This is a genomic window from Pseudomonas sp. 50_B, assembly GCF_017491625.1.
Classification (GTDB): Bacteria; Pseudomonadota; Gammaproteobacteria; order Pseudomonadales; family Pseudomonadaceae; genus Aquipseudomonas; species Aquipseudomonas danubii.
Genome location: NZ_JAFGYX010000003.1, coordinates 150,263 through 175,194, shown reverse-complemented (window position 1 = coordinate 175,194; position 24,932 = coordinate 150,263). Strand labels below are relative to the sequence as shown.

The following is a 24,932-nucleotide window of genomic DNA, read 5'->3' as shown; positions in this document are numbered from 1 at the left end:
TCCGATCCATATTCTAAAGTAGCGATTACTTGCTCCTGAGTGTTTCCCTTAGATGATTTCATCAAGCCCCTTGGTTGATTGGTTATTAGAAGGCCTGGAACTGGATGCCAGCCTGTTTCATGTCGGGCGTTACTGCGGTGGCTGGCACGCCAGCACCCAGGGGCTGGCCCGGGCCAGTTTCCACCTGATCGTCCAGGGCCATTGCTGGCTGCACATCGATGGCGTGCCCGAGGCGCTGCGCCTGGACGCCGGGGATGCGGTGTTTCTGCTACAGGACCTGGGCTATCGACTGTCCAGCGCCCAGCAGTCCGCAGTGGCGCAACAACTGCCGCGCATGGCCATGACGGCCCTGGATTCCAGCGCCCAGGATGGCGTGGGCCTGGTCTGCGGCTTCTTCCACTTCAAGTCGGGATTGTCTTCGCTGATCATCGACGGCTTGCCGGGCTGGCTGATCCTGCGGGCCGGCGATCCGTCCCTCAGCGCCGCCCGCGCACTGTTCCAACTGATTCTCGACGAGTGCCAGCGCACCCCGGCACCGTCCTCGGCCTTGCTGGAGCGCCTCAGCCACCTGCTGTTCCTCTATGTGCTGCGCCAACAGGTCAGCGACAACCAGGACCTGGGCGGCCTGGTGGCCCTGGCTCGGCACCCGGGATTCGCCCCGCTGCTGGAACAGTTGATCCAGCAACCCGGCCAGCCCTGGCCCCTGGAAAGCATGGCAGCCCTGACCGGGCTGTCGCGTTCAGCGTTCTTCAAGCGTTTCAATGAACTGGCCGGGCAGTCCCCGGGACAGGTGCTGCTGGCCCTGCGCATGCGCCATGCCTGCCAGTTGCTCAAGGCCAACCAGACCGTGGAGCAGGCGGCGGCGAGCGTGGGTTATCAATCCATCGCCGCCTTCACCCGGGCCTTCACCAAGGCCGTGGGCCTGCAGCCCGGGGCCTATCGCAAGCAGCATGAAGGGCGCTGAGTCGCACCGCACAGGGTTTAACGGCGGTGCGCCAGGGAGCGCACCAGCCTGTCGCCGGCGCTCTGTACTCCCTGCACCAGCAACACCAGGACCAGCACCGTGGCCACCATGATCTGGTTGTTGAAACGCTGATAGCCGTAGCGGATCGCCAGGTCGCCCAGGCCTCCGCCGCCGATGACCCCGGCCATGGAGGAGAAGCCGATCAGCATCACCAGGGTCAGGGTCAGCCCCGCCAGCAGTGCCGGCAAGGCCTCCGGCAGCAGCGCCTTGAAGATCACATGGCCGATATGCCCACCCATGGCCAGGATCGCTTCGATCCGTCCCTTGTCCACCTCATCCAGGGCGTTCTCGACGATCCGTGCAAAAAATGGAAAGGCACCGATGGTGATGGGCACCACCGCTGCGGTGCTGCCCAGGGTAGTGCCTACCACCAGCCGGGTCAGGGGAATCAAGGCGATCAGTAGCACCACAAAGGGCAAGGAACGTCCCAGGTTGACCAGGGTGCCCAGCAGGCGATTGATCCGCGGCATGGGGCGCAGGCCGCCCTTGCGGCTGACGAACAGCAGCACGCCCAGAGGCAGGCCGATCAGCACCGTGAACAGCGAGGCCAGGAGCACCATGTACAGGGTTTCGCCAGTGGCGCTTATCAGCAGTTGCGCCAGTTCCTGCCAATCAATAGTGCGGTTCACAGGCGTTCACTCCGGATGCCTCGCTGGGCCAGGGCCGTCAGCAGTTGCTGGAATTTTCCGTGGTCGGCACCGGCGGCAGCGATGCGCAGGCGCCCTACCCGCCGGCCGCCCACCGACTCGACCCCGCCGGCCAGCACCTTGAGTTCCAGCCCCTGCTGGCGACTCAGTTGCGCAAGCAGCGGCGCGGCACGCTGGTTGTCGAAAAATGTCAGCTCGGCCTCGGGCTGGCTGCCGTTGAACGGCAGGTTGTAGCCCGGCAGCAAGGCGCGACCCAGGGCCGATTGCGGGTCCGCAAGCAATTGGGCAATCGCACCGCACTCCAGCAACCGGCCCTGGGCCAGGGAAGCGGCATGGCTGCAGATGGATTTGACCACCTCCAATTCGTGGGTGATCAGCACGATGGTCAGCCCCAGCTCGCGGTTGATTTGCGCCAGCAGTTGCAGGATCGAGGCGGTGGTTTCCGGGTCCAGGGCGCTGGTGGCTTCATCCGAGAGCAGATAACGGGGACCGGCGGCCAGGGCTCGGGCAATGCCTACCCGCTGCTTCTGGCCACCGGACAGTTGGGAAGGAAAGGCCTGGGCCTTATCACTCAGCCCCACCAGATCCAACAGTTCCAGGACCCGGGCTTGTCGCTGCGGTTTGCCCAGGCCGGCGATTTCCAGGGGCACGGCGACGTTGTCCTGCACCGTGCGTGAATGCAGCAGGTTGAAGCCCTGGAAGATCATGCCGATGCCCTGGCGCTGCCTGCGCAGCTGGCCTTCGGATAGCGTGCCGAGGTCCTGGCCATCGATCAGGATGCGCCCGCTGCTGGGGCGCTCCAGCAGGTTCAGGCAACGCAGCAGGGTCGACTTGCCGGCACCGCTGCGGCCGAGAATGCCGTAGACCGCGCCGTCGGGAACCGTCAGTGACACCCGATCCAGGGCCGGCGGCTGGCCTTCGCCATAGACCTTGCTGACCTGCTCCACCTGGATCATGGCTGGCGGCCCGCGACCGGGATCACCGAGCCCTTGTAGGACTCGGTGATGTACTTGGCCACTTCAGGAGAACCCAGGTCCTTGGCCAACTGCCGAATGCGGGGGTCGTCCTGCAGTTGGGGGGTGGTCACCAGGATATTGGCGTAGGGGTTGTGTTCGGCCTGCTCCAGCCCCAGGGCATCCTTGGCTGGCACCAGGCCCGCTTCCAGGGCGTAGTTGCCGTTGATCACCGCCAGGTCGACATCTTCCAGGGCCCGGGGAATCTGCGGTGATTCGATTTCCAGAATCTTCAACTGCCTGGGGTTGTCGGCGATGTCCTTGGGGGTGGCCTGGTCACGGGCCGGATCGCTGAAGCCGGGCTTGAGGCGGATCAGCTGGTAACTCTGCAACAGGTACAGGGCGCGGCTCAGGTTGGTGACATTGTTGGGCACCGCCACTGTGCCGCCCTGTGGTACCTGATCGAAGCTCTTGTGCCGCTGGGAGTAGATGCCCAGGGGTTCGATGTGCACGCTGGCGGCCACCGCGAACGGCTGGCCCAGGGCCTGTTCCTGGGACTTGAGATAAGGCAGGTGCTGGAAGTAGTTGGCGTCCACATCGCCGTGGGCCAACAACTCATTGGAGTTCACGCCGTTGGGAATCTCGATGATCTGCAACGCCAATTGCGGGTCGAGCTTCTGCACATAAGCGAGGATCTGCGCGTGGGGTACCGGGTCTGCCGCGACCCGCAACGGCTGTGCGGCAACCGCCGGCAGGAGGTGACCCAGGCTGGCCAGCAGCGCCAGGGCAAACAGGTTCTTGTTCAACATGGTTATGTCCTTGGGTCGGCGAATCGGGGTCAGGCACTCAGGGCCTTGGGGACCAGGGCATCGGGGTAGAAGCGCTGGGCGACATCGGGGTGGGAACGCAGGCGGCCCTTGAGGTAGTTCCAGCCCACTTCACGAAACAATGGATTGTCCGGATCGCTGGCCGGGCCCCGGGCTTCCTGCAACAGGGCTGCAGGCAAGGGGTACAGCGGCACGCGGGCGTCCAGTTGGGCGCCGAGGAAAAAGGCAATCGACAAGCGATCGCGGTCCGCCGGTGGCGAGAGCACCCGGTGCACCGTGGCCCGCAGGTAGCCGTGGGTGGCCAGTTCCAGTAGCTCGCCGATATTTACCACCAGGGTGTTGTCCCTGGGGAGTGCGTCGATCCAGCGGCCCTCTTGCACTTCCACCTGCAGACCGGCCTGCTGGTCCTGCAGCAAAAAGCTGAGGAATCCGGAATCCTTGTGGGCGCCTACGCCCTGGTTGCTTTGTCCCGGGGCGCGTCCGGGATAGCGGATCAGCTTGATATGTTCATTGGGCCGCTCGCCGTACAAGGGATCGAAAGCATGCTCCGGCAATGACAGGGCCTGGGCAAAACCTCGCAGCAGGCGCAGCGACATGCCGGTCATTGCCTGCTGCCACTCCAACAACAGGGGCTTGAAGTGCGGCAACTGTGCCGGCCACTGATTGGGACCTTGCAGGCGGGCCCAGGGTGGACTTTGCGGGTCCAGCGGCAAGGCCTGGCGTTCGGCACCCAGGTCGAACTGCTCGCGCAGGTCCGGCTGGCCTCGGGTGATCTCCGAGGCCGCGCGGTTGTAGCCGCGAAAATGCGGCGAGTGGATCATGCCCACCGCCGCCTTGTCGGCGTCGGGCAAGGCAAAGAAGGCCCGGGCCTGATCCTGCACCCGACGCAGCAGGTCACTGTCGATGCCATGCCCGGTGAGGTAGAAGAACCCGACATCCCGCGCCGCCTGGCGCAGGCTCTGGAGAAAGGCCTGGCGCTGCTCCGGGCGCCCCTCCAACTGGCTCAGGTCGAGCACGGGTAACGCGGTGATATCCAGCGAGTGCGGCATGTTTCACTCCCCTGTGAATTGATGACGTCCGAGGTGCGTGTCTCAGAGCTTGGCGATGGACACTTCAGTGGACTTCACGAAGGCGATCACTTCACTGCCGATCTTCAGTTCCAGGTCGCGCACCGAGCGGGTGGTGATCACCGAGGTGACAATGCCCGAAGCGGTCTGCACGTCGATTTCCGAAACCACCTGGCCCTCGTGGATCTCCTTGATCACGCCTTTGAACTGGTTGCGTACGTTGATCGCTTGAATGGTCATGCTGAAAATTCCTCTGCTGGCACCGGACTCTGGAATTGAGCGGCTGGTGACAAACATGCACCTTTAGCCAAAGCCTTCAAAGGAATAAATAATTAGAATTTTATGCTTTTTGGGAATATATGATTTCCGCCCTCGCCCTGGGCTTGGCAGGCCTTGACCACCGCCCAAGGCTTTGTTTCCCTGTGCCCTCCCCATCCGACTCGCTACAGATCCCAGGAGGCAGCATGCGCACGCTCGAGCTCGCGGACACTCAGGTTCCGGTCATTGGCCAGGGCACTTGGCGCATGGGTGAGGATCGCCGGCAGCGCGATCAGGAAATCGCCGCGCTGCGCAGTGGAATCGAGCTGGGCATGACCCTGATCGACACCGCGGAGATGTACGGCGAAGGCGGCGCCGAGGAGGTGGTCGGCCAGGCCATTGCCGGGCGCCGCGATCAGGTGTTCCTGGTGAGCAAGGTGTATCCCCACAATGCCAGTCGCAAGGGCCTGCCTTTGGCCTGCGAACGCAGCCTGCAACGCCTGGGTACCGAGGTCATCGACCTGTATCTGCTGCACTGGCGCGGACAGTATCCGCTGGCGGAAACCGTCGAGGCCTTCGAACGGCTGCGCGAAGCGGGCAAGATTCGCCGCTGGGGGGTCTCCAACTTCGACGTGGCTGACCTGGAGGAACTGGATGCACCGGCCTGCGCCACCAATCAAGTGCTGTACAACCTGGAGTCGCGGGGTATCGAGTTCGACCTGTTGCCCGCCTGCCAACAGCAACGGATGCCGCTTATGGCCTATTGCCCGATCGGCCAGGGTGGCGCCTTGCTGGCCGAACCGGTATTGCAGCAGATTGCCCGGAACCACGGGGTTACCTCAGCCCAGGTGGCCCTGGCCTGGTTGCTGCGCCAGGACCAGGTGCTGGTGATTCCCAAGGCAGTGCGCCCGGCGCACCTGCGGCTCAACGCCCAGGCCGGTGAACTGCAACTGGAACCCCAGGACCTGCAAGCCCTGGATCAAGTGTTTACTCCGCCCCGGCGTAAACAGCACCTGGAGATGGTCTGAAACCGCTGTAACGGAATAAGAAACTCTCGACTTCAGGAAAATTTACAAAAGACTAGTTGCAAGAAAATGGCTGAGAGGAAAGTTGCTGTTTCAGACGAACAACTAAGTTCCAGATAAACATAAACACCACAAAGCTACTTTGCACCCAGCTATTTAAGAATTGTCTGATCCCTGGTTGGCATGCCCCACAATTACAGTTGGCGGATGAGATTAAAAAGCTACCTGCATCAGATCAATCCCCTTTTTTCCAGTCCTGAAGCAGCCCGTCGGCTGCTTCGTGTCGTGGCGCTGATTTTTTTGATCGGCCTGCTGGGTGCCGTTTACAACTTCTTGCGTTCAAGTATCAGCAACGAGTTGTCACAACGGCGCAGCTACATGAGCAGCGCCATTGCCGAAGCCCAGACTTTCTTCACCAGCCGTGAAGCCCTGCTGGAAAGCCTGAGCCTGTCCGCCGTACACAAATCCCGGCAGAACGAGGCCTACGAGCCCAGTGCCGAGGCGGCGGAGGAAATCCACTTGCATCTGGGTGGGCCGCAGGGAAACCAATGGTCGATCTGGCTTACCCAGCGCATGCGCGACTATCTCAAAAGCAAACAGCTGAACCTGCTGTATGTCTCCGGCGGCGAGCCATCCCAAGTGCAACGGCTGTTCAGTACCCAGCCTGAATCGGCGTATCTGCCCGGATCGCTGCTGGCCAAATTGGCCACGCTGAAGTTCTCCGAAGTCCCGCCGGGTGAAGAGTTGTGGCTGATGGATCACTCCTCGGGCACTGCCCTGCTGTACATTTTCACCCGCCTTGACGAGCGCTACGCCAACTCTGGCTGGCTGGGTCTGGAGATGGACGGCAAGAGTGTCTCCGCGGCCCTCAGTGACCAGAGCGCTGGGGATTTCATGATGTTCAATTCCCAGGGCGGGCTGATTTTCAGCAGCACCCCCAGCGCACAACTGAGCGAGGACGTGCAGCAGGTCAAGGGCGGCAGCTTCTTCGGCTTTCTCGGCGGCCGCTGGTGGCCCGACCATCTGGTGATCCGCAAGCAACTGGGGTCATCGGACTGGCAACTGGTGTACTCCTTCGACCTGCACAATCTGCTCAAGAGTCTTTGGCCGCAATTGTTTGTAGCCTTGCTCATCAGCCTGTTCGGCATGGCACTGATCGGCTTCTTGACCCACTGGGTCGAGGTGCGCCTGATCGCTCCAGCGCTGGACCGGATCCAGGCCTTGATCGAAAGCGAAGCTTTCAGTCGCGACGTGATCCAGATCGCTCCGGTAGCCCTGTGCGTGCTGCGCCGCAGCGATGGCCGGGTGGTGCTGGAGAACACCCTGTCTCAGCAATGGCTGGGCAATGGCACCGAGCGCGATCAACTCTGTGCCGGCTGGATCGAACAGGCCTTCGATCCCAGCCGCCCCAATAGTTCGGATTACTTTGAAACCGCCGATGGCCGCCATCTCTATCTCAGCTCGGCACCGACCCGCTATAACGGCGAGGACGTGCTGTTCTGTGCCTTCAGCGATATCAGCGCACGCAAGCAGATCGAAGCGGCCCTGGAAGAAGCCAAACGCCTGGCCGATACCGCCAACGAAGCCAAGACGCTGTTCCTGGCCACCATGAGCCACGAGATCCGCACACCGCTGTACGGCGTGCTCGGCACCCTTGAGCTGCTCTCCCGAACCCACCTGGACAACCAGCAGAGGGATTACCTGCGGGCCATCGAAGGCTCCTCCGGTACTCTGCTGCAACTGATTTGCGACGTGCTGGATGTGTCCAAGATCGAGGCCGGGCAGTTGGCCCTGGAGCTCAGTGAGTTCTCCTCCCTGGATCTGGTGCACGAGATCATCCAGGGCTATGCCGCTGCCGCCCACGCCAAGGGACTGCAGTTCTATGCTTGCGTGGACCCGCAGTTGCCGGAAATTCTTCTTGGTGATGTCACACGGATCCGCCAGATCCTCAGCAACCTGCTGAACAACGCAGTCAAGTTTACCGACTCAGGACGTATCGTCCTGCGAGTCCGAGTGGACAGTCGTGACGGCGAACGCAGCAACATCCTCTGGCAGGTATCTGACACTGGCCGCGGCATCGCCCAGGACGACCAGGCGCTGATCTTCGAACCCTTCTACCAGACCGAAGGCAACACCAATGTCATTGCCGGCACGGGCCTGGGCCTGCCGATCTGCCAGCGCCTGACACAGTTGATGAACGGCAACATCCGCATGGTCAGCGAACTCGGACTGGGCAGCAGCTTTACCCTCACCCTGCCCCTGGAAGCCTGCCCCATGGTGTCCCACACCCCGCTGATCAGCCCGCTTTTGCCGGAGATGATCTATGTGGTGTCCCCGGTCCGCGAGCTGGCGGAATCCGTGGCCGGGTGGTTACGTCGCTGGGGCGCCCGGGCCCAGTTCAGCCTGCCCACTCAGTCGGATCGCAGCCGCGGCAACGTGCTGATCGAGCTGCACCCGGGGATCGTCGAACATCGCCTGGAGCCCGATTGGCAGGGCCCTCTGGTGCTCGCCAGTGGTGACGGCCACAACGAACCGCGGATCCGTGGCGGCAGCTGGCAGGTGAACACCAACAACCTGCGGGCGATCCACCAGGCGGTGAGCCAGGCACAGGGCGTCTGGGTGGCCCAGAGCGAGGAACATACCGACAGCCGCGAACTGAAAAAACTCAGCCTGCATGTGCTGGTGGCCGAAGACAACGTGATCAACCAGTTGATCCTCAAGGACCAGTTGGAGGAACTGGGCTGCAGCGTGGAACTGGCCTCGAACGGAGAAGATGCCTTGTCCATCTGGAGAAACGGGCACTTCGACGTGGTGTTGACTGATGTGAACATGCCGAAGCTCAACGGCTATGAACTGGCCAAGGAGCTTCGACGTCAAGGCTGTTCGATCCCGATCATCGGGGCGACGGCCAATGCAATGCGCGGAGAAGAAGAGCTCTGTCTTGCAGCCGGGATGAACCACTGCCTGGTCAAGCCCTTTGCACTAAGAGCGTTGTTCAACTATCTGGCGCCCTATGAAAGAGCCCCTCATGAAGTCCTGTAGCATTTTGATCGTCGAAGATCAGCCGTTTCAGTACATGTACCTGCAACACTTGTTCAACGAGCTGGGGCCTTACCAGCTGGAGGTCGCGAGCAACGGTTCCGAGGCTCTCGAGCGTCTCAAGCAACGGCATTTCGATCTGGTACTGACAGATCTGCTGATGCCTGGCATGGACGGTGTGCAGTTCATCCAGGGTCTGGCCAAGCACCGCGTACGCCCGGCCCTGGCAATCATGAGTGCCTCTTCCCGGCGCATGTTGATGGGCGCCAGCCTGGTGGCTCGAAACCTGGGCCTGCGGGTCATAGGCTTGATTTCCAAACCCGTGAGCCTGGCGGCACTGCGCAACCTCACTGCGCAGCTACCGGAGCTGATCAGCAGCGAGCCGCCGCCAGCGATCTGGGTCGAGTGCAGTACCGAGACCCTGCAACACGCCCTGCGCAACTCGCAGATTCAAGCCTGGTTCCAGCCCAAGAAAGCTCTGAACAACGGCCGCATCGTCGCCGCCGAAGCGCTGGTGCGCTGGATGCACCCGCAACACGGCATGCTGTTGCCCTGCGACTTTCTACCGGAACTCACCGAGGCGGGACTCGAAGAGGAGCTGTTGTGGCTGATCCTCGAACAGGCTCTGGAAGCTCAGGTGCGCTGGCGGGAAGACGGCTATGACATTCCGGTGTCGATCAATCTGCCAACCCACCTGCTCAACAGCGCCGACCTGGCCGATCGACTGCATGACTTCGTGATCCAGCGCCAGGGCATACCCGGCAAGATCTGCTTCGAGCTGATGGAGTGCTCCACTCCGGAACACATCAGCAACTTCTACGCCGGTGCCTGCCGCCTGCGCATCAAGGGTTTCGGCCTGTCCCAGGACGATTTCGGCAAGGGCTACAGCTCCTACATGAATCTGGTGTCGACGCCCTTTACCGAGCTGAAGATCGATCGGGCCCTGGTCCAGGGCTGCCACAACAACGAGGAAATCGCCCAGGCCCTGACCAGCATCATTGCGCTGGGCCGCCAACTGGGCCTGACAGTGGTCGCCGAGGGCGTGGAGAGCGCACAGGAACTGGCCCTGCTGCGCAAAATCGACTGCACCCAGGTACAGGGCTTCCTGATTTCCCACGCGGTGTCCTCGCAACAGTTTCAACAGCTACTGGCCCAAGACGGACCAGCGACCCTGTACTAGCCGATGAGCCCTTTGCTCACCCACGCAACCTTCACTCATCGCTGACGGCCTTGCTTCAGAGAGAGGAATCTCGGAATCGAGGCCCTTATATGCATTTGGGAATTCAGTGATGAAATACCGCGACACCTTCCTGGAGAGTCTCAGTCGAAGCTCGATCCGGTTGAACAAGGGTCTGTTGATTCTCGCGGGCCTGGCGCTGCTGCTGTTCACCCTTCTCTACTGGGCCGCCCAACGCCTGATCAATGAACAGGACAGCACGGTAAAGCTGCATTTCACCGGACTGATGGAAAACATCCAGGAACAAGAGCTGTTCCTCCAGCGCCTGGCCAGCCACCCGTCCATACAGGCATTGCTGGCCGACGAACCCACTGCGCAGTATCTGCAGCAGCCCCTGCCCAGCGAGGGGAAAACCGCTTACGAAGGGCAACAAGCGCCCTATTCGACTCCTTTCAGTCTGAACTTCAATCACCAGCAACTGGCCTCCAGCGAGCTGCCCAAGGTGTTCGCCCTGGGCATGCACCTGTCGACGTTCTACGGTGCCTTCTGGTCCACCTCGCACTATCAAGCGCCACGCACCTTCCTCTTCAACACCTTCGGTAACTTCGACATCAGCGTACCCGCAGCGCGGCACACCCGCGGCACTCCCTGGAACAGCGACATGCCCTACAGCAGCGTGGTGGATAGGGTCCTGCAGCACCTGGCGGTGAAGAACAACGACCTTCCGAACAATCAGGTCCACTGGGAGAAATACCATGTGCCGGCCTCGGCGCAGTTTTCCCCCAAGCTGCTGGCCTACATCAGCCTGCATGCAGGGCCGCAACAGTTGCGCACCCAGGGCACGCACGAGTCGATGGTGGTCGCCTCGCTGCTGAACCTGGACGACGTCAATAACATCGAACGCCTCATGAACTGGTCGATTTATGACGACTTCACCCTGATCGAACCTTCCGGCAGCGTCCTCACCGGCTCCCACGTCCGTGCCGACGCCCTGCATGAGGGCCTCAACTTCGGCTGGCAAGGAATGGCCTTCAAGGTGACGAGCCACACCCCGGCACTCTGGACCGGGATCTACAGCATCAGCTACAAGAGCTACTTCGGCTACGCCCTGTGGACCCTGGCCGGCCTGCTGACCCTGGCCCTGGGCGCCTTCTTCAGCGGCTGGGCCGCCAGTCGCTGGTATCGCAACAAGGTAGTGACGCCGGCGCAACTGGCGCACCAGAGCATTGCCGAGAGTGAAGCCTTCAGCCGGGTGGTACTCGACACCGCGCCCACGGGCCTGTGTGTGGTGCGTCGGGAAGACTTCAAAGTGCTGCTGGAAAATCGTCAGGCCGAACAATGGCAAGGCACGACAAAACTGCTGGCCCTGCTGCAGCAGAACCAGCGCTTGATGGACAACGACGAGACCAGCCTCGATGTCGACGGACGCCATTTGCAGGTTGGCCTGGTCTCGACCCGCTACCAGGGCCAGGAGGTGCTGCTCTGCACCTTCAACGACGTCACCCAGCATGTCGAGGACGCCCAGGTACTGGAACAGGCCAGGCGTTCGGCGGACGCGGCCAACGAAGCCAAGACCCTGTTCCTCGCCACCATGAGCCACGAGATCCGTACCCCGCTCTATGGCATGCTCGGCACCCTTGAACTGCTGGGCCTGACCCAACTGGATCCGCGCCAGAGCGATTACCTGCAAACCATCCAGCGCTCCTCCAGCACCTTGTTCCAACTGATCAGCGACGTTCTCGACGTCTCCAAGATCGAATCCGGGCAGATGAGCATCGACCCGGAGGCGTTCTGTCCCCTGGACTTGGTGGAAGATGCCTTGCACGCCTACGCCGCCTTTGCCGAACGCCGCGGGCTGCTGTTCTACGCCTGCATCGACCCGAGCCTGCCGGACCTGATGCTGGGTGACGCCAACCGTATCCAGCAGATTCTCAGCAACCTGCTGAGCAATGCGATCAAGTTCACCGATTGCGGCCGGGTGGTACTGCGCGTCCGGGTGCTGGAGCAGGACGCCCGCCAGGCCAGCATCGAATGGCAGGTCACCGATACCGGGATTGGCATCTCGCCCTTGCAGCAACCCCAGTTGTTCGACCCCTTCTATCAGGTCCGCGACGCTTCCAGCGAAGCCGGGGCCGGGCTGGGTCTGACGATCTGCCAGCGCCTGAGCGACATGATGGGCGGGCAGATGCAGGTCATCAGCGAGCCAGGGCTCGGCAGCAGCTTTTCCCTGCGCCTGACCCTGCAACGCCTGCCGGGGACCTTGTCGGGAGCCGAGCCACTGCCCGAAGGGCCGCCTGTGTATGTCCGCGCACCGGTGCCGGAACTGATGAAAAGCACATGCGACTGGCTCAACCGCCTGGGGGTCCAGGCCTATCCGCTGCCCACCAGTTGGGATGACAACCCCCAGAGCAGCGTCCTGATCGACATGCTGCCCCGGGACGCCCAGCCCACCTGGCCCGGCCCCTGCGTCAGTGCCAGTTCCAGCGGTCGCTGGCACGGCAGCAGCTTGCAGCCGGCGCACTGGGAGGTCGACGCCCACGACATCCGTGCCATCGCCCAGGCCGCAGCGCTGGCCCGCCTGGGACAGCCGCTGCATCTGGCACAGCGCGAAGCCGACACCTTGCAAGGCCTGAACCTGAACATCCTGGTGGCGGAAGACAACCCCATCAATCAGGCCATCATCAAGGAGCAGCTGGAGGCCCTGGGTTGCCAGGTAACCCTGGCGGCCAATGGTGAGCAAGCCCTGGAACAGTGGCTGCCGCAACGGTTCGACATCGCCTTGACCGACGTCAACATGCCGGTCATGAACGGCTACGACCTGGCCAGAGAGTTGCGTCTGAGGGAGCCGGAACTGCCGATCATCGGCGTCACTGCCAACGCCTTGCGCGAGGAAGGCCGCCGTTGCCTGGCTACCGGAATGAACAGCTGGATCGTCAAGCCCATGAGCCTGCAGACCCTGCGGGGGCAATTGTCGAAACTCTGCCAGGTGCCCGGCAAAAGCGCCCCGCTCGCTGCCAGACCTGGGTTGCGAAGCGAAAACCGGCCCGTGTCACCGCACCCCGTCAGAGACCGAATTCAGGTCTCGGAGCGGATGCGACCGCTGTTTCTCAGCACCATGCACGATGACCTGCAACGGCTGGCCAAAGCCCTGGAAACCGGCTCCGGCAAGGCGGCGGCCGAGCGTCTGCACAGTATTGCCGGGGCCATGGGGGCGGTGCAGGCCGGGGCGCTGGCCAGGGCCTGCGCCGAACTGGAGTGCCAATTACTGGAAAGCACCCTGAGCCCGACACTAGTAGCTCAAGTCAGGCAACTGATGCAGCACTTGTCGGAACTCCTGTTGCCCCTTGAATAATGAGTGGCAGGGTTTAATGTACCGTCAGTCTCATGTTTCTTTACTCATTTGCGTATTACACGGGTGTGTTTGCCATGGAAAAACTGAAAGTAGTCATTGCTGACGATCACCCTATTGTCTTGCTGGGCGTACGCGAGTTGATGGAGCGCGACGAACGTTTTGAAATCGTCGGTGAAGCGGTGTGTTCCAAAGGCCTGATCCAGCAATTGGAAGCCAAACAGGTGGACATCGTGATCACCGACTACAACATGCCTGGAGACTCACCCTACGGTGATGGCCTGAAGCTGGTGGAATACCTCAAGCGTAACTTTCCGCACCTGCAGATCCTGATCCTCACCATGATTTCCAACCAACTGATCCTCACCCGCCTGCACGAGTTGGGCGTGGTCGGGGTCATCCAGAAAAGCCAGCTGCACGAAGAGATCCAGACCGCCCTCAAGGCCATCGCGCAAAAAGGCGTGTACCGCAGTCTGGAGCCGGCTTCCAACTCGGTGATGGAATCCAATGTGGCGATCGATGAGCGCATCTCCACCCTGTCGCCCAAGGAGTTCGAAATCCTCCGCTTGTTCGTGTCCGGCAAAAGCGTCAGCGACATCGCCCGCAGCCAGAACCGCAGCTCCAAGACCATCAGTGCCCAGAAGATCTCCGCCATGCGCAAGCTGGAGGTACAGAGCGACCAGGACCTGCTGACCTACTGCATAGGCCGCAATATCTTCAACTGAACGCCCCCACAAGGAGTTGATCGACAATGGATACTGCATCCTCAGCCAGGAGCAACGACTCGCTGGAACTTCAGCGCCTGCAGGGAGCCTGGGAGCAAATCTCAATGGAGGACAGCGGCGTGCTGAATCCGCCGGACGAACACAGTGCGCCCGGGGCCCTGACCCTGATCGAAGGTGATCAGTTTCGCGTGCTGACGGTGGCGGGAGACGTGCTGCTGGCCGGAAGCTTCACCCTCGACAGCAGCACCACCCCCAAGTCGATCACCTGGATCGACTCCATCGGCGCGGATGCGGGCAAGCCCTTGCCCGCCAGCTATGAGCTGACTGAGGACGACTTCGTGTTCATCGCCGCCGATGAAGGTCAACCCAGGCCAACTCGCTTCAGCACCGGCCCGGGCCAGACCCTGCGGCGCTTCGTCCGGGTCCGCCAGGGCCAGTGACCCTCGCCCCCGGCGCACAAACGCCGGTGGCAAGCGGCTTCAGCTCCGCGCTAACACCTCGAAATCTCACCAGCCGACGCCGGGTCTTGGGCGTCCACGGCCCACCAGCTCGGCAACAACTGCCGCACCCTGGGCTCGGCAAAGCGATCGTCGATCAACATCAACACGCCCCGATCGGCCTGGCTGCGAATCACCCGCCCTGCCGCCTGCACCACTTTCTGCAGTCCGGGATAGAGGTAGGTGTAGTCGTACCCGGAGCCAAACAGCCGGGCCATGCGTTGTTTCATCTGCTCGTTCAACGGGTTGAGCTGAGGCAGCCCGAGGGTGGCGACAAAGGCGCCGATAAGCTTTGAGCCCGGCAAGTCGATGCCCTCGCCGAAAGCCCCGCCGAGCACGGCGAACCCGATGCCCTGCCCCTCTGCACGAAACTGCTGGAGAAAGCCCAGGCGCGACGCTTCATCCATGCCCCTGGACTGCAACCACAGGGGAATCTGCGGGTGCTCGCGAGCCAACAGCTCGGCCACTTGCTGCAGGTAATCGAAGCTGCTGAAGAACGCCAGGTAGTTGCCCGGCCGCGCAGCGAACTGCTGGGCCAGCAGTTCGACGATGGGCGCCAGGGACGCCTGTCGATGCACATAGCGGGTGGAGATGCGGCTGACGATATGCACGTCCAACTGCGCGGCGGCAAACGGCGATTCCACGTCCAGCCACACCGTGGTCTGGGGCAATCCCAGCAGGTCGCGGTAGTAATGCTGCGGGTTGAGGGTGGCGGAAAACAGCACGGTGCTGCGAGCCGCCGTCAGTCGCGGCCCGAGTAGCGGCGCCGGCACCACATTGCGCAGGCTCAGCCGCGACAGGCTGCGCCTGGCACTCAGGGAGCGCTTGCTGATATCGAAGATGAACTGCTGTTCATCGAACAACTCCGCCACCCGGGCAAATTGCAGCAGCTCGAAATACAGCCCCTGCAAACCAACGTCCAGGCCCTGAGGCTGCTCGTTGAAGTAGTCCCCCAGGGCAGCGACACACAAGGCCAGCGCCCTGAGCCAGGCCGTCGGGAGTTGGCCATAGGCCTGGTATGGCGCGAGCTGTTCCTTGTGCAAGGCGTTCCATTCGCGGTTGAGCCGTTGCAACGAACTTTTCAGCGCCTGGGGCGCAGTGCTGCGCACGCTGGCCAGCGTTTGTTGATCCAGGCTGGCGCTGTACATGCCACGCCCGCGCTCCACCAGGTTATGGGCCTCGTCCACCAGCACCGCCACTTGCCATTGATTGGCCTGGGCCAGGCCGAACAGCAAGGCGCTGAAATCGAAATAATAGTTGTAGTCGGCCACCACCAGATCGCTCCAGCGGGCCATCTCCTGACTCAGGTAGTAAGGACAGACCTGATGCGCCAGGGCCACCTCGCGCAGCGCCTGGCGATCCAGCATCGGTACCTGGCTGGCCGCCTGACGCGCCGCGGGCAGGCGCTGGTAGAACCCCTTGGCCAGCGGGCAGGACTCGCCGTGGCAAGCCTTGTCCAGGTGTTCGCAGGCCTTGTCCCGGGCCACCAGTTCCAGGACCCGCAACGGCAGCTGGGACTGGCTGGCGAACAGCACCCGGGCCGCATCCAGCGCCAACTGCCGCCCCGGGGTCTTGGCGGTGAGAAACAGCAGCTTGTCCAGTTGCTGCGGGGCCATGGCCTTGAGCATGGGAAAGATCGTGCCCAGGGTCTTGCCGATGCCGGTGGGCGCCTGGGCCAGCAGGCAACGGCCGGTGCTGACCGCCTTGTACACCGATTCCGCCAGGTGCCGCTGGCCAGGGCGGAACTCGCCATGGGGAAAGACCAGGGCCCCAGTGGCCTGGTCCCGGGCCTTGCGGTGGCGCATTTCCTGCTGCGCCCACTCCAGGAACACCGCGCACTGTCGATTGAAGAACGCCTGCAATGCCTCGGCACTGTGCTCCTCCACCAGGGCGGTTTCCTGCTCGCTGAGGATGTCGAAATACACCAGCGAGACTCGGATACTCGGCAGTTGCAGGCTCTGGCACAACAGCCAGCCATAGACCTTGGCCTGGGCCCAGTGCAGTTGCCGGTGGTTGTCGGGCATGCGCGCCAGGTCGCCCCGATAGGTCTTGATCTCCTCCAGGAGGTTCTGCGCCGGGTCATAACCGTCCGCCCGGCCCTTGACCAGCAACTCGCCGTATTGACCCTCCAGGGCCACTTCGCTCTGGTAGCCGGGATTGCGCCGGGACGCCACGGTGCGGTGCCCGACTATTCCCTCCAGGGCGGTAGGCGATGGGGTGAAACGCAGATCCAGGTCGCCGCTCTTGGCGCTGAACTCGCACAGGGCCCGCACCGCAATGCGGTAGCTCACGTCGACAGGTCCTGCCATTGCACATAGCACACCGCCACCGGCATCCGGTGCTCCTGGCAGAAGTCCAGCCAGCGCAGCTGGTTGTCCTGCAGGCGGTCGCCCGGGCCCTTGACCTCGATCATCCGGTAGGTCCTGGCCTCGGGCCAGAACTGGATCAAGTCCGGCATACCGGCCCGGTTGGCCTTGATATCCAGCAACAGGCGCTCAAACCAGTGTTTCAGGTGCTCGGCCGGCAGGCAGTCGAGGGCCTGCTCCAGCAACTCCTCGGTCAAGGCCCCCCAGAACACGAAGGGCGACTGCAGGCCCCACTTATCGACAAACCGCTGGCGGATGCTGTCCCGGTAGCGACCATCGTCCAGCTCCTCCAGGCAGGCCTGGAACAGATCGCTGCGCCGCTGATGAAAGTCCTCGCTCAGCAGATCCACCGGCCCGCGCTGGAACGGGTGGAAGAACGCCCCGGGCAAGGGGGCGAAGATCGCCGGCCAGCACAGCAACCCGAACAGCGAATTGATCAGGCTGTTTTCCACGTAGTGCACCGGCGCCTGGGGCTGCTGCAGATGGGCCTGGACATGCAGCTCCACCGCCAGCCCATCGGCGTCACGGGGCAGGCACAGATCCAGTCGCGCCACCTCGCGGCTGACCGTCCGGGGCGCCGGCGGGCCACCCAGCTTGCGCCGCAGCCGGGGCATGACCCGCAGCAGCTGCTGGGCCTCGGCAGCGCTCTGGGGCGCCGCCGCAGCCTGCTCGGCCAGCGCCAGCGCCGCCTGATACTCGGCACTGAGCTCCAAAACCCGGATCAACCGCAGGCGAGCACCGGGGTAGGCACATTGCTGGTAGATCTCCCGGGCCTGCCGCCAGTCCGTCAACCGCTCGCAATGCTGCCCCAGCTGGAACAACAGCTTGCCGCGGCGTTTCTCCAGCCAGGGGTTGGCGGTGCTGAAAGCCGCGATGCGCGCGAGCACCGCGTCCACCTCCTCCCCGGCCTCGAAGGCTTCCTGACACTGGTGCAGGTAGATGAAGCCGTCCACATCGTCACGGCTGCGCAAGCCACGGGCATCGGCACTGATCTCGACCTTTTCGTAGCTGTAGATCCCCAGGTCCGCCAGCACGAATTCCGACCAGTCCTGGTAGAGATTGCCGAAGAACATCAAGCGCAGGCGATCGCACAACGGCATGACCGTCAGGCTCAGCAGCCGGTCCGCCAGTGCCGGGCACCATTGGCCGAAAGCCCGGGGTTGCGGGTACAGCGCCTGCAGGGTCTCCAGCCACTGGTTCTTCTTGGCCTTGGCCACCAGCCCCTGGTCACTGAAGCACTGCAGGATCTCGGCCTTTTGCAACAGGCCGAACAACTCGTCCAGGGCCAAGGGCGCCTGCTCATCGACCCAGCCCAACGCCAGCAACGGCTGCAGGGCCCGGGCGCTGTCGCCGATCTCCGGGTAACGCAACTTGCCGAGGCGAAAATGCCGCCCCTTGCGCATCACCATGCGCACCAGCAAGGCCTGGGATGGCTGGGGCAACTGCGCGAAATCGGTGATGAAACGCTGCTCTTCATCGCGCAGCACATCGGCATAGCGCAGCTCCAGCCAGTTCAGGACTTGCTGGAAGTTGTGCAGGTAATAAAAGGGGTTCTCGAGGGGATTGGAAGTCACTGAACGAAGGCGCCACGGCTGGACTGATACTGGTTATGCGTACAGATAACAGCCGACGCCCCGGTCTGGCAAACACTATTGGATAAATGGCGGGAAGAAGATTTTTCCAGTGCCCAGGCGAACTTTCGTCGTCTTCACGACACCAAGGGGCCATGCTTATAGTGTCCGGCGCAACACGGATACCCCTACCGATAAGAGGTCTATATGAATGTGAAGAACCTGGGATTGCTCCTGGCCAGTGTCGCCGCCCTGGCCCTGACCGGCTGCGCCTCACCCACCGTGGTGACCTTGCAGAACGGTACCCAGTACCTGACCCGGGACCAGCCCAAGACCAAGACCGCTGATGGCTTCTACGAATTCCAGGACATTTCCGGCAAGACCATCCGGGTCAAGGCGGACGATGTGGCCACCGTTCGCCAGGAACAATGATTCAGCCGTGCACCTCAGTGCGACCAGGGAAAGGGTCCCTGCCCCGGCTCGCAGACAATCCCCAGGGGCTTGCCGCGCTTTGACATCTCGTCACGCACTTGCTGGCAGCGCTGCCGCTCCCGGGCTTCGGCGTTATCGATACTGATGTTGCCCGTGCTCTCTGGCGCCTTGCCGTCCCCCAGACGGAAATTTGCAATGGGTTGCTCCGGCTGCAGATTGAAGCGACTGGGTGCCGGCTCCTCTTTCTCGGCTGGCGCCGGCTGGCCGGCCGGCAATTGATCCGGGGTGACTCCGTAACGTTTCAGAATCGAGCTCTGAGGCAGCTCTTCGGCCGATGCCATGAGCGCCCACAGGGCCAGCACCAGTCCGCCCGCACACCTCTTGCTATTACTCACTGTCAACACTCTCCTGCCTTTTCCTTGAATCGATTACTGCCCAATACCTTGGGTAACGCATGACCAGGCTTGGGTTTTACAAGTATTTGAGTCGCCAACCGACCGACAGGTCACGATTTTCTTGCCAAGTCAGCGCGGAACCCGTTGCGAGCCCCACGCTGCAGGTCCATCAGGCGAGGGTGATGCCCGAGCCGTTGAGGTGCGCGAGGCTGACACCCACCAGGGTCACCGAGTCATGGCCGAAGGTCAGCACGGTGTCATTGCCGCTGCTACTGGCGTGGGCCCGATAGTCCTGGTCCGGCAGCACGCCGCTCACCCCCATGAACACCAGCTTGTCGCCACTCTGGTAGCCGAGGATGCGGTCCTGGCCGAAATGACCGGTGAACAGGAAGGTGTTGTTGCCCCCACCCGACTCCATCAGGTCATTGCCGGCGCCACCGACGAAGACATCGTTGCCCTTGCCGCCGATCAGGTGATCGTTGCCATCCAGGCCGAACAGCCAATCGCCGCCGGCATGGGCCTTGAGCAGGTTGTCGCCGCCGTCCCCCTTCACCGAAGACGCGTACTGGGTCAGTTGGCTGCCCACCTTCAACCCCTGGTCGGTGACCTGGTGGACCACATCATCCTTGAACAGGCCCCAGAGAAACCCCGGCTCCTTGCTCTGAATGGCGCCGATGTCGCGGGTCATGCTGATCCCGCCGCTGGCGTCGCGCACGTACAGGGTCCCGGCGCCGTCGCTGGCGAAGCTGTAGTCCTTCACCGAGTGCTGCAGGTCCAGGGTGTTGCTGCCCTTGCCGCCGAGGATGATGTTGTAGCCGCCGTCATCACGGAAGGTGTCGTTGCCGTCGCGGCCTTCCAGGTAGTCGTTGCCGCCCCCACCCTGGATCAGGTCGTTACCGTCGCTGCCGATGATGAAGGTGCTGCCCTTGTGGGTATCGGCGTTGCGGTTCAGATCCTGGACCCAGGTGCTACCCCGGGCCGGGTCCGACAGGTTGGCGACGACAATGGTGGAGTCCTTGCTGGTGAAGTCATAGAACTGCGACTGCAGCACCCGGGTCAGGCCATCGCCGTAGCCGGTGGGCAAGTGAGAAATCCAGGTGGGGATGTTGAGGATCGAGAACGGCAGCACGTTCCACAGGGTCGAGGCGTAATGGTCGTTGAAGTTGACGATGTTGTTGGTGGCCGAGTCCTGCTGGGCATCGTGCACCCCCAGGGACGACAGGTTGAAGTTGTAACCGTCCAGGGCGCGGAACACCGGGTCGTTTTCATAACCGATGTTCAACACCTTGTCGCTGCTGCTCTGGGTCGGCGAGGCATAGGCGATGTAGTTGGCATCCTTGTAGAACCCGGACCAGCGATCGGCACTCAGGTCCGCCAGGCTGTTGACCCCCAGCCCGCCCAGGCTGTGGCCACTGACCAGAATGTCCTTGCCCGACAGGCCATTGGCCTGGGCAAAAGCCGCCACATCGGCGAACAGTTTGCCGAAGGCCTCACCGGCGTAGTTCTTCGCATAGTCCTTGGGTCCCAGGGCGGCCAGCAGGTCACTGATGACATCACCGATGGTGTCGCCGATCACCGATTCCCGAGGGCCGCTGGTGCCGCGAAAGGCGATGCCGATGGAACTCAGGTGGCCCTGGGCATCGTACTTGCCGAGGATCTCCACCTGGGCCGTGCCGTAGCCGTCCTTCTCGCCGAAGAAGGTGCCCCGGGCATCCACCTTGCCGCTGTAGCCCAGTTGCTGGGCACTGAGGGTGGACCACCCGGCCTGGTGCAACGCGTCCTTGGCGGCCTGCTCCGAATCCGGGTTCCAGGGAATACCGGGGATGACGCCCTGGGAATCGCTGCTGCCGATCAGCGCGGTGATCAGGGTCGCCGGCAGGCCCAGGCCGAAGCCATGGTGCTGGTAACCCACGGCGAAGCCGTTGTCGAGGTTGTGATAGGAGTACAGCGTGATCGCCAGCGCATCGGAAAACAGCGCCTTGGAATCGGCTGCGGTGAAGTTCTTGTAGTCAAAGACACCCATGGTATTGCCTCTCTTTTGTTGGAATTGTCAGAGAAAGCTCAGGCCCTCGCAGGCCCCGTTTCCGGGTCTGGAGGACCTGTACAACACCTTGCACATCCGTTGCCTGGGTCTTAGAAAGTCCAGTCCAGGGTCAAGCCGACCCCATGGTTCCGGTCACGGCTGCCCAGCAACCCGTTGTAATCCAGATTGACCCGGGTCTGTCGACCCAGGGCAATGCCCGCCCGTGCACCGACGACCGCCGCATCGCGGTCCAGTGACAGGCTCTGCACCTTGTAGCTTTGTCCACCGTCGGCAAACGCCAGATGCTGGTCGGCGCCGGTGGCGCTCAGATTGTGCTGCCAGCCGAGGGTAGCGGACAGTTCCACAGTCTGCCCGGAAGACAACTGCAACTGCTTGCCGGCGCGCATGCCCAGGGTCGAGAGCCAAGCCTCGCGATTGTCGCTATCGCCCTTGAGTGCCGTGGCGCCGCCGTGTTCCTTGAAACGCTCGCTGTCCACCTGCACATAGGCCAGGCTGGCAAAGGGTTCCAGGGCCATGGGCTGCAGATCCAGGTGCCACGCCGCCTCGCCGAACAGCTGCAGGCTGCGGGCATCACGCTTGCTCTTCTGGCGATCGGCAACCTCGTCGTATTGCAGCTCGCGCCGAGTGGCGATGCGGTGCCAGCTGTAGGAACCGCCCAGGCTCAGGCGCAGTTGCGCAAGCTCGCGTCCGGCGTAGGCGCCCAGGTGGTAGCTGTCGATGCTGGCCGAAGAATGCCGGCCATCGCCCATGCTCAGCGAGCTGTCGCTGTAGCCGGTGAACACGCCCAGGCGGGTGCTCGGGTCCACTTGCCCGTCGACACCGGCCAGCAGGCCGCCGATGGAGCGGGTGTAGCCGGCTCGATCCTGGCCGCCGTCGGCCTTGCCCCAGGCGCCCAGGGTCTTGAGCCACAGCCCCTGCTCGCCGCCCTCGACGGTAGGCACCGCGCCCCCATCCTGCTGGCGTAGCCGCTCACCCATCGCGTCACGCAGGTAGCGGCTGTCATTGAGCAACTGGCTGCCAATGGCCGGATGAATTTCCCCGGACAGTTGCTCGAAGGCCTGTTGTGCACTGGCCGCGCTGGCGGCCAGCAGCAGGCTTTCATACACCGGGTTGCCCGCCCCCAGTTGCTCGGCTGCATCGGCCACCGAACGCTGGTTGGGGCTCAGGCCGATGCTGCTGAACGAGGTGGCATTGCGCGCCACCGCCAGCTGTACACCGCCGGCGCTGTAATTGAGGTTGCCCCCCAGAAACAGCGAGTTGGACAGCACCGGGCCAAAGCTGCCCTGCACGCCATTGGCGGCCTGGAGGATATCCAGCTGCCGCCCCACCAGGCTCGGGACCCGTTGTGCATTGAGGGACAATCCCGGGTTTTCCAGCTCCAGAGCCAGGCTGGCCCCGCCGAGGGTTGCCTGGCCGTCGCTGACAATCCGGTCGCTGCCGCTGGGGGACACCTCCACCGCGTAGGTCGAACCCGGGAGGAAGTTCACATCGGAGCTGACATGCAAGGTGCCGATGGAGTTGCCCGGAGCCACAATCGCGCCCGCGTTGGCGGTCAGTGCGCCCACGCGGCCCGTGCCGCCGAGGATGCCACCAGCGTTCACCGTCACCGCCGACAGCAGCGAGCCGTTGACCGCCAGCCGCCCCTGATTGACCAGGGTCGGCCCGGCGTAGGTGTTGGCGCCGCTGAGCACCAGGGTGCCGACGCCCTGCTTGGTCAGGCCGCCGTGGCCACTGATGTCGTTGCTCCAGATATCCAGTACGCAACTGATGTCATTGCAGCGCCGCTGGGTCGGCTTGCCGACATCCAGCAGCGCGCCATAGCCCGGCAGATCAGCGACGAACTGGGTCGAACCGTAGCCGCCCTGGATACGGAACTCCTCAGGGATATCCGCTTCGGTCACCAGCATGCCGGGCCCGCGAATCCCCTTGCCCAGATCGATCATCCCCCAGCCGTACAAGGCATCAACGCCCGGGGCACCCAGGTCGGTGGCCGTGGTGCGCAGGACGCTGGCCACCTGTGCCGCGCTCATGTAGGGGAAACGCTCCATCAGCACCGCCGCGGCACCGGCCGCATGGGGCGCGGCCATGGAGGTGCCATTCTTGTTGGCGTAGCCCAGGGTCATGTTCGCAAGGCTGGTGCCACCGATCACCGAGCTGTAGATCCGGGTGCCGGGGGCCGACACGCAAAAGCTCGCGGTGTAGCCGCAACGCGAGGAAAAGGTACTGATGACATAGGGATCGGCGCTGCTGGTGTCGGGGTTCTGCTGCAAGGCCGCCACGGTCAGCCAGTTGGGGGCAATCTGCGGCACGAAGTAGGCCAGCCCGGCGATAGCGTCGGGGTTGTTCAGGTTGTAATCGTTGCCGGCGGCAAAAATCGTCAGCACCCCGCTGCGGGCTGCGGCGATCGCCCCGTCGTAGGCGCCGCCCGGCAAGCTGCCCAGCAACGGCTGGATCTGCGCGAACTGCGCCCGGGCATCGTCCAGGGTGAAGTGCGGGAACGCCGGATCACGACCGCCCTTGCTGAAGTGCTCGGTAATGCCGATGCCCCAGCTGTTGTTGATGATCCGCGCGCCACTGGCCACCAGGCCGTCCCAGCCGGCCTTGTACACTGCGCCATCGTTACCGAGGATGATGCCGTCCTCCGGGCCGGGATCGCCGTTGTCGGCGCTGATGATCTGGGCGTCGAAGGCCACCCCGTGCATCGCCCCACCATCGCGGTTGCCAGCGGCAATCCCGCCGACATGGGTGCCGTGGGACCCCAGCTTGCCGTCCGAGCCCACCGAAGGTCGGCCGTCATAGACGAAGGCATCGCCGGCCCGCACCGGAATATAGGGATCGGTGTATTGACGAGTGCCGCTGGTGACCAGGGTCAGCACCTTGCCCGGGCTGGCGAACTCCGGATGCTGGGCATACACCGGCTGGTCGAAGATCCCCAGCTTGACACCCTTGCCGCTGTAACCGGCGGCATAGGCACTGTCGGCATGAATCGCCCCCAGGCCCCAATCGGCCTTGAACTCGCTGCTGCGCCAGCTCGCGGCATCACCGCGGCGGCCGTTCTCCACATAGGGCGCCGCCTGGGCTGTGCCCATCAAGGCCATCCAACCCAACAGGGCCGGAGCCAGGGGCAACCACCCACGTTCCTGCCCAAGCACCGCGCCATCCTTGCGTTTGACTTGCTTCACTACGACCTTCCTTAGTTGTGTTGCGAAATGACCCTGACAGGCTCCCTGCCCGCCGCTCGAATGACGTCGTGGAAACGCCATTGCAGATTGACTCCGACACCCTTGTGTCGCTCGCGAACACCCCAGGCGCGCCAACGCAGCCGCACAGGCGCACGGGACTGGGCAGCACCTGCTGGGCTTGCTGGTTGTTCAGATAAGGGAAAGGTGCCATGGCTGGCGCCAGAGCGCCGATGGCATGGGGGGCGGGAACGCCCCACTGGCCGGTGTGCCGAACGGCGTTGGGCGGCCGTCAACGGCAGGCCTGCGGCAAACGCCAGGCACAGGGTGCCCGCCAGCCTGTTGAACTGATGACAT

Annotated in this window: 18 protein-coding genes; 8 read left to right on the top strand and 10 right to left on the bottom strand. The window is 63.1% G+C overall.

Going from position 1 to position 24,932, the window contains the following annotated elements; genetic code table 11:
- Positions 1 to 52 precede the first annotated feature (52 nt).
- Positions 53 to 964: an AraC family transcriptional regulator gene (locus tag J5M73_RS06145; RefSeq protein WP_102865116.1), complete on the top strand. Its 912-nt coding sequence runs from the start codon at positions 53 to 55 to the stop codon at positions 962 to 964.
- A 17-nt stretch (positions 965 to 981) separates the two neighbouring features.
- Here the strand turns inward: J5M73_RS06145 and J5M73_RS06140 are convergent, their stop codons facing one another.
- Genes J5M73_RS06140 through J5M73_RS06120 form a run of 5 tightly spaced genes read right to left on the bottom strand, consistent with a single transcriptional unit; the run spans position 982 to position 4,758 of the window.
- Positions 982 to 1,653 (bottom strand): methionine ABC transporter permease, encoded by a 672-nt coding sequence (locus J5M73_RS06140; RefSeq protein ID WP_115579989.1) that lies wholly within the window; start codon positions 1,651 to 1,653, stop codon positions 982 to 984.
- Positions 1,650 to 2,627, bottom strand: coding sequence for a methionine ABC transporter ATP-binding protein (locus tag J5M73_RS06135; RefSeq protein ID WP_115579988.1), 978 nt, complete (start codon positions 2,625 to 2,627; stop codon positions 1,650 to 1,652). The genes J5M73_RS06140 and J5M73_RS06135 overlap by 4 nt, the downstream gene beginning before the upstream one ends.
- On the bottom strand, positions 2,624 to 3,433 hold the full coding sequence (locus tag J5M73_RS06130) for a MetQ/NlpA family ABC transporter substrate-binding protein (protein WP_102865119.1): 810 nt from the start codon (positions 3,431 to 3,433) through the stop codon (positions 2,624 to 2,626). The genes J5M73_RS06135 and J5M73_RS06130 overlap by 4 nt, the downstream gene beginning before the upstream one ends.
- A 29-nt stretch (positions 3,434 to 3,462) precedes the next feature.
- Positions 3,463 to 4,500 (bottom strand): isopenicillin N synthase family oxygenase, encoded by a 1,038-nt coding sequence (locus J5M73_RS06125; RefSeq protein ID WP_207167866.1) that lies wholly within the window; start codon positions 4,498 to 4,500, stop codon positions 3,463 to 3,465.
- 42 nt (positions 4,501 to 4,542) lie between these two features.
- Positions 4,543 to 4,758 (bottom strand): TOBE domain-containing protein, encoded by a 216-nt coding sequence (locus tag J5M73_RS06120; RefSeq protein WP_102865121.1) that lies wholly within the window; start codon positions 4,756 to 4,758, stop codon positions 4,543 to 4,545.
- 224 nt (positions 4,759 to 4,982) lie between these two features.
- On the opposite strand from J5M73_RS06120, the gene J5M73_RS06115 reads away from it, so the two are divergent.
- The 6 genes from J5M73_RS06115 (at position 4,983) to J5M73_RS06090 (ending at position 14,531) form a co-directional block, all read left to right on the top strand.
- Positions 4,983 to 5,804, top strand: a complete 822-nt coding sequence (locus J5M73_RS06115) for an aldo/keto reductase (RefSeq protein WP_207815109.1) — start codon at positions 4,983 to 4,985, stop codon at positions 5,802 to 5,804.
- Between the two features lie 204 nt (positions 5,805 to 6,008).
- Positions 6,009 to 8,843 carry an ATP-binding protein gene (locus J5M73_RS06110; protein WP_207815107.1) on the top strand — a complete coding sequence of 945 codons (2,835 nt, stop codon included), beginning with the start codon at positions 6,009 to 6,011 and terminating at the stop codon, positions 8,841 to 8,843.
- Positions 8,830 to 10,020 carry an EAL domain-containing protein gene (locus J5M73_RS06105; protein ID WP_102865123.1) on the top strand — a complete coding sequence of 397 codons (1,191 nt, stop codon included), beginning with the start codon at positions 8,830 to 8,832 and terminating at the stop codon, positions 10,018 to 10,020. The genes J5M73_RS06110 and J5M73_RS06105 overlap by 14 nt, the downstream gene beginning before the upstream one ends.
- A gap of 109 nt (positions 10,021 to 10,129) precedes the next feature.
- Positions 10,130 to 13,369, top strand: a complete 3,240-nt coding sequence (locus J5M73_RS06100; protein WP_102865124.1) for a hybrid sensor histidine kinase/response regulator — start codon at positions 10,130 to 10,132, stop codon at positions 13,367 to 13,369.
- 74 nt (positions 13,370 to 13,443) lie between these two features.
- The gene (locus tag J5M73_RS06095) at positions 13,444 to 14,091 is read left to right on the top strand and encodes a response regulator (RefSeq protein ID WP_102865251.1); all 648 of its coding nucleotides are present in this window, start codon (positions 13,444 to 13,446) and stop codon (positions 14,089 to 14,091) included.
- A gap of 26 nt (positions 14,092 to 14,117) precedes the next feature.
- The gene (locus J5M73_RS06090) at positions 14,118 to 14,531 is read left to right on the top strand and encodes a TIGR03067 domain-containing protein (protein WP_102865125.1); all 414 of its coding nucleotides are present in this window, start codon (positions 14,118 to 14,120) and stop codon (positions 14,529 to 14,531) included.
- 50 nt (positions 14,532 to 14,581) lie between these two features.
- Here J5M73_RS06090 and J5M73_RS06085 read toward each other — a convergent pair whose 3' ends face one another.
- Positions 14,582 to 16,879, bottom strand: coding sequence for an ATP-dependent DNA helicase (locus tag J5M73_RS06085; protein ID WP_102865126.1), 2,298 nt, complete (start codon positions 16,877 to 16,879; stop codon positions 14,582 to 14,584).
- Positions 16,876 to 18,528, bottom strand: coding sequence for a VRR-NUC domain-containing protein (locus tag J5M73_RS06080; protein ID WP_102865127.1), 1,653 nt, complete (start codon positions 18,526 to 18,528; stop codon positions 16,876 to 16,878). The genes J5M73_RS06085 and J5M73_RS06080 overlap by 4 nt, the downstream gene beginning before the upstream one ends.
- 204 nt (positions 18,529 to 18,732) lie before the next feature.
- Between J5M73_RS06080 and J5M73_RS06075 the strand changes: the two genes are divergently transcribed.
- Positions 18,733 to 18,957: a YgdI/YgdR family lipoprotein gene (locus J5M73_RS06075; RefSeq protein ID WP_102865128.1), complete on the top strand. Its 225-nt coding sequence runs from the start codon at positions 18,733 to 18,735 to the stop codon at positions 18,955 to 18,957.
- A 14-nt stretch (positions 18,958 to 18,971) separates the two neighbouring features.
- On the opposite strand, the gene J5M73_RS06070 is transcribed toward J5M73_RS06075, so the two are convergent.
- The 3 genes from J5M73_RS06070 to J5M73_RS06060 all read right to left on the bottom strand — a co-directional run bounded on the left by J5M73_RS06070 (position 18,972) and on the right by J5M73_RS06060 (position 24,494).
- Positions 18,972 to 19,352, bottom strand: a complete 381-nt coding sequence (locus tag J5M73_RS06070) for a hypothetical protein (RefSeq protein WP_102865129.1) — start codon at positions 19,350 to 19,352, stop codon at positions 18,972 to 18,974.
- A gap of 169 nt (positions 19,353 to 19,521) precedes the next feature.
- Positions 19,522 to 21,375, bottom strand: a complete 1,854-nt coding sequence (locus tag J5M73_RS06065) for a polyurethanase (protein WP_102865130.1) — start codon at positions 21,373 to 21,375, stop codon at positions 19,522 to 19,524.
- Positions 21,376 to 21,485: 110 nt separating this feature from the next.
- A complete protein-coding gene (locus J5M73_RS06060) occupies positions 21,486 to 24,494 on the bottom strand; it encodes an autotransporter serine protease (protein ID WP_243433690.1) in 3,009 nt (1,002 codons plus the stop codon).
- Positions 24,495 to 24,932: the final 438 nt, after the last annotated feature.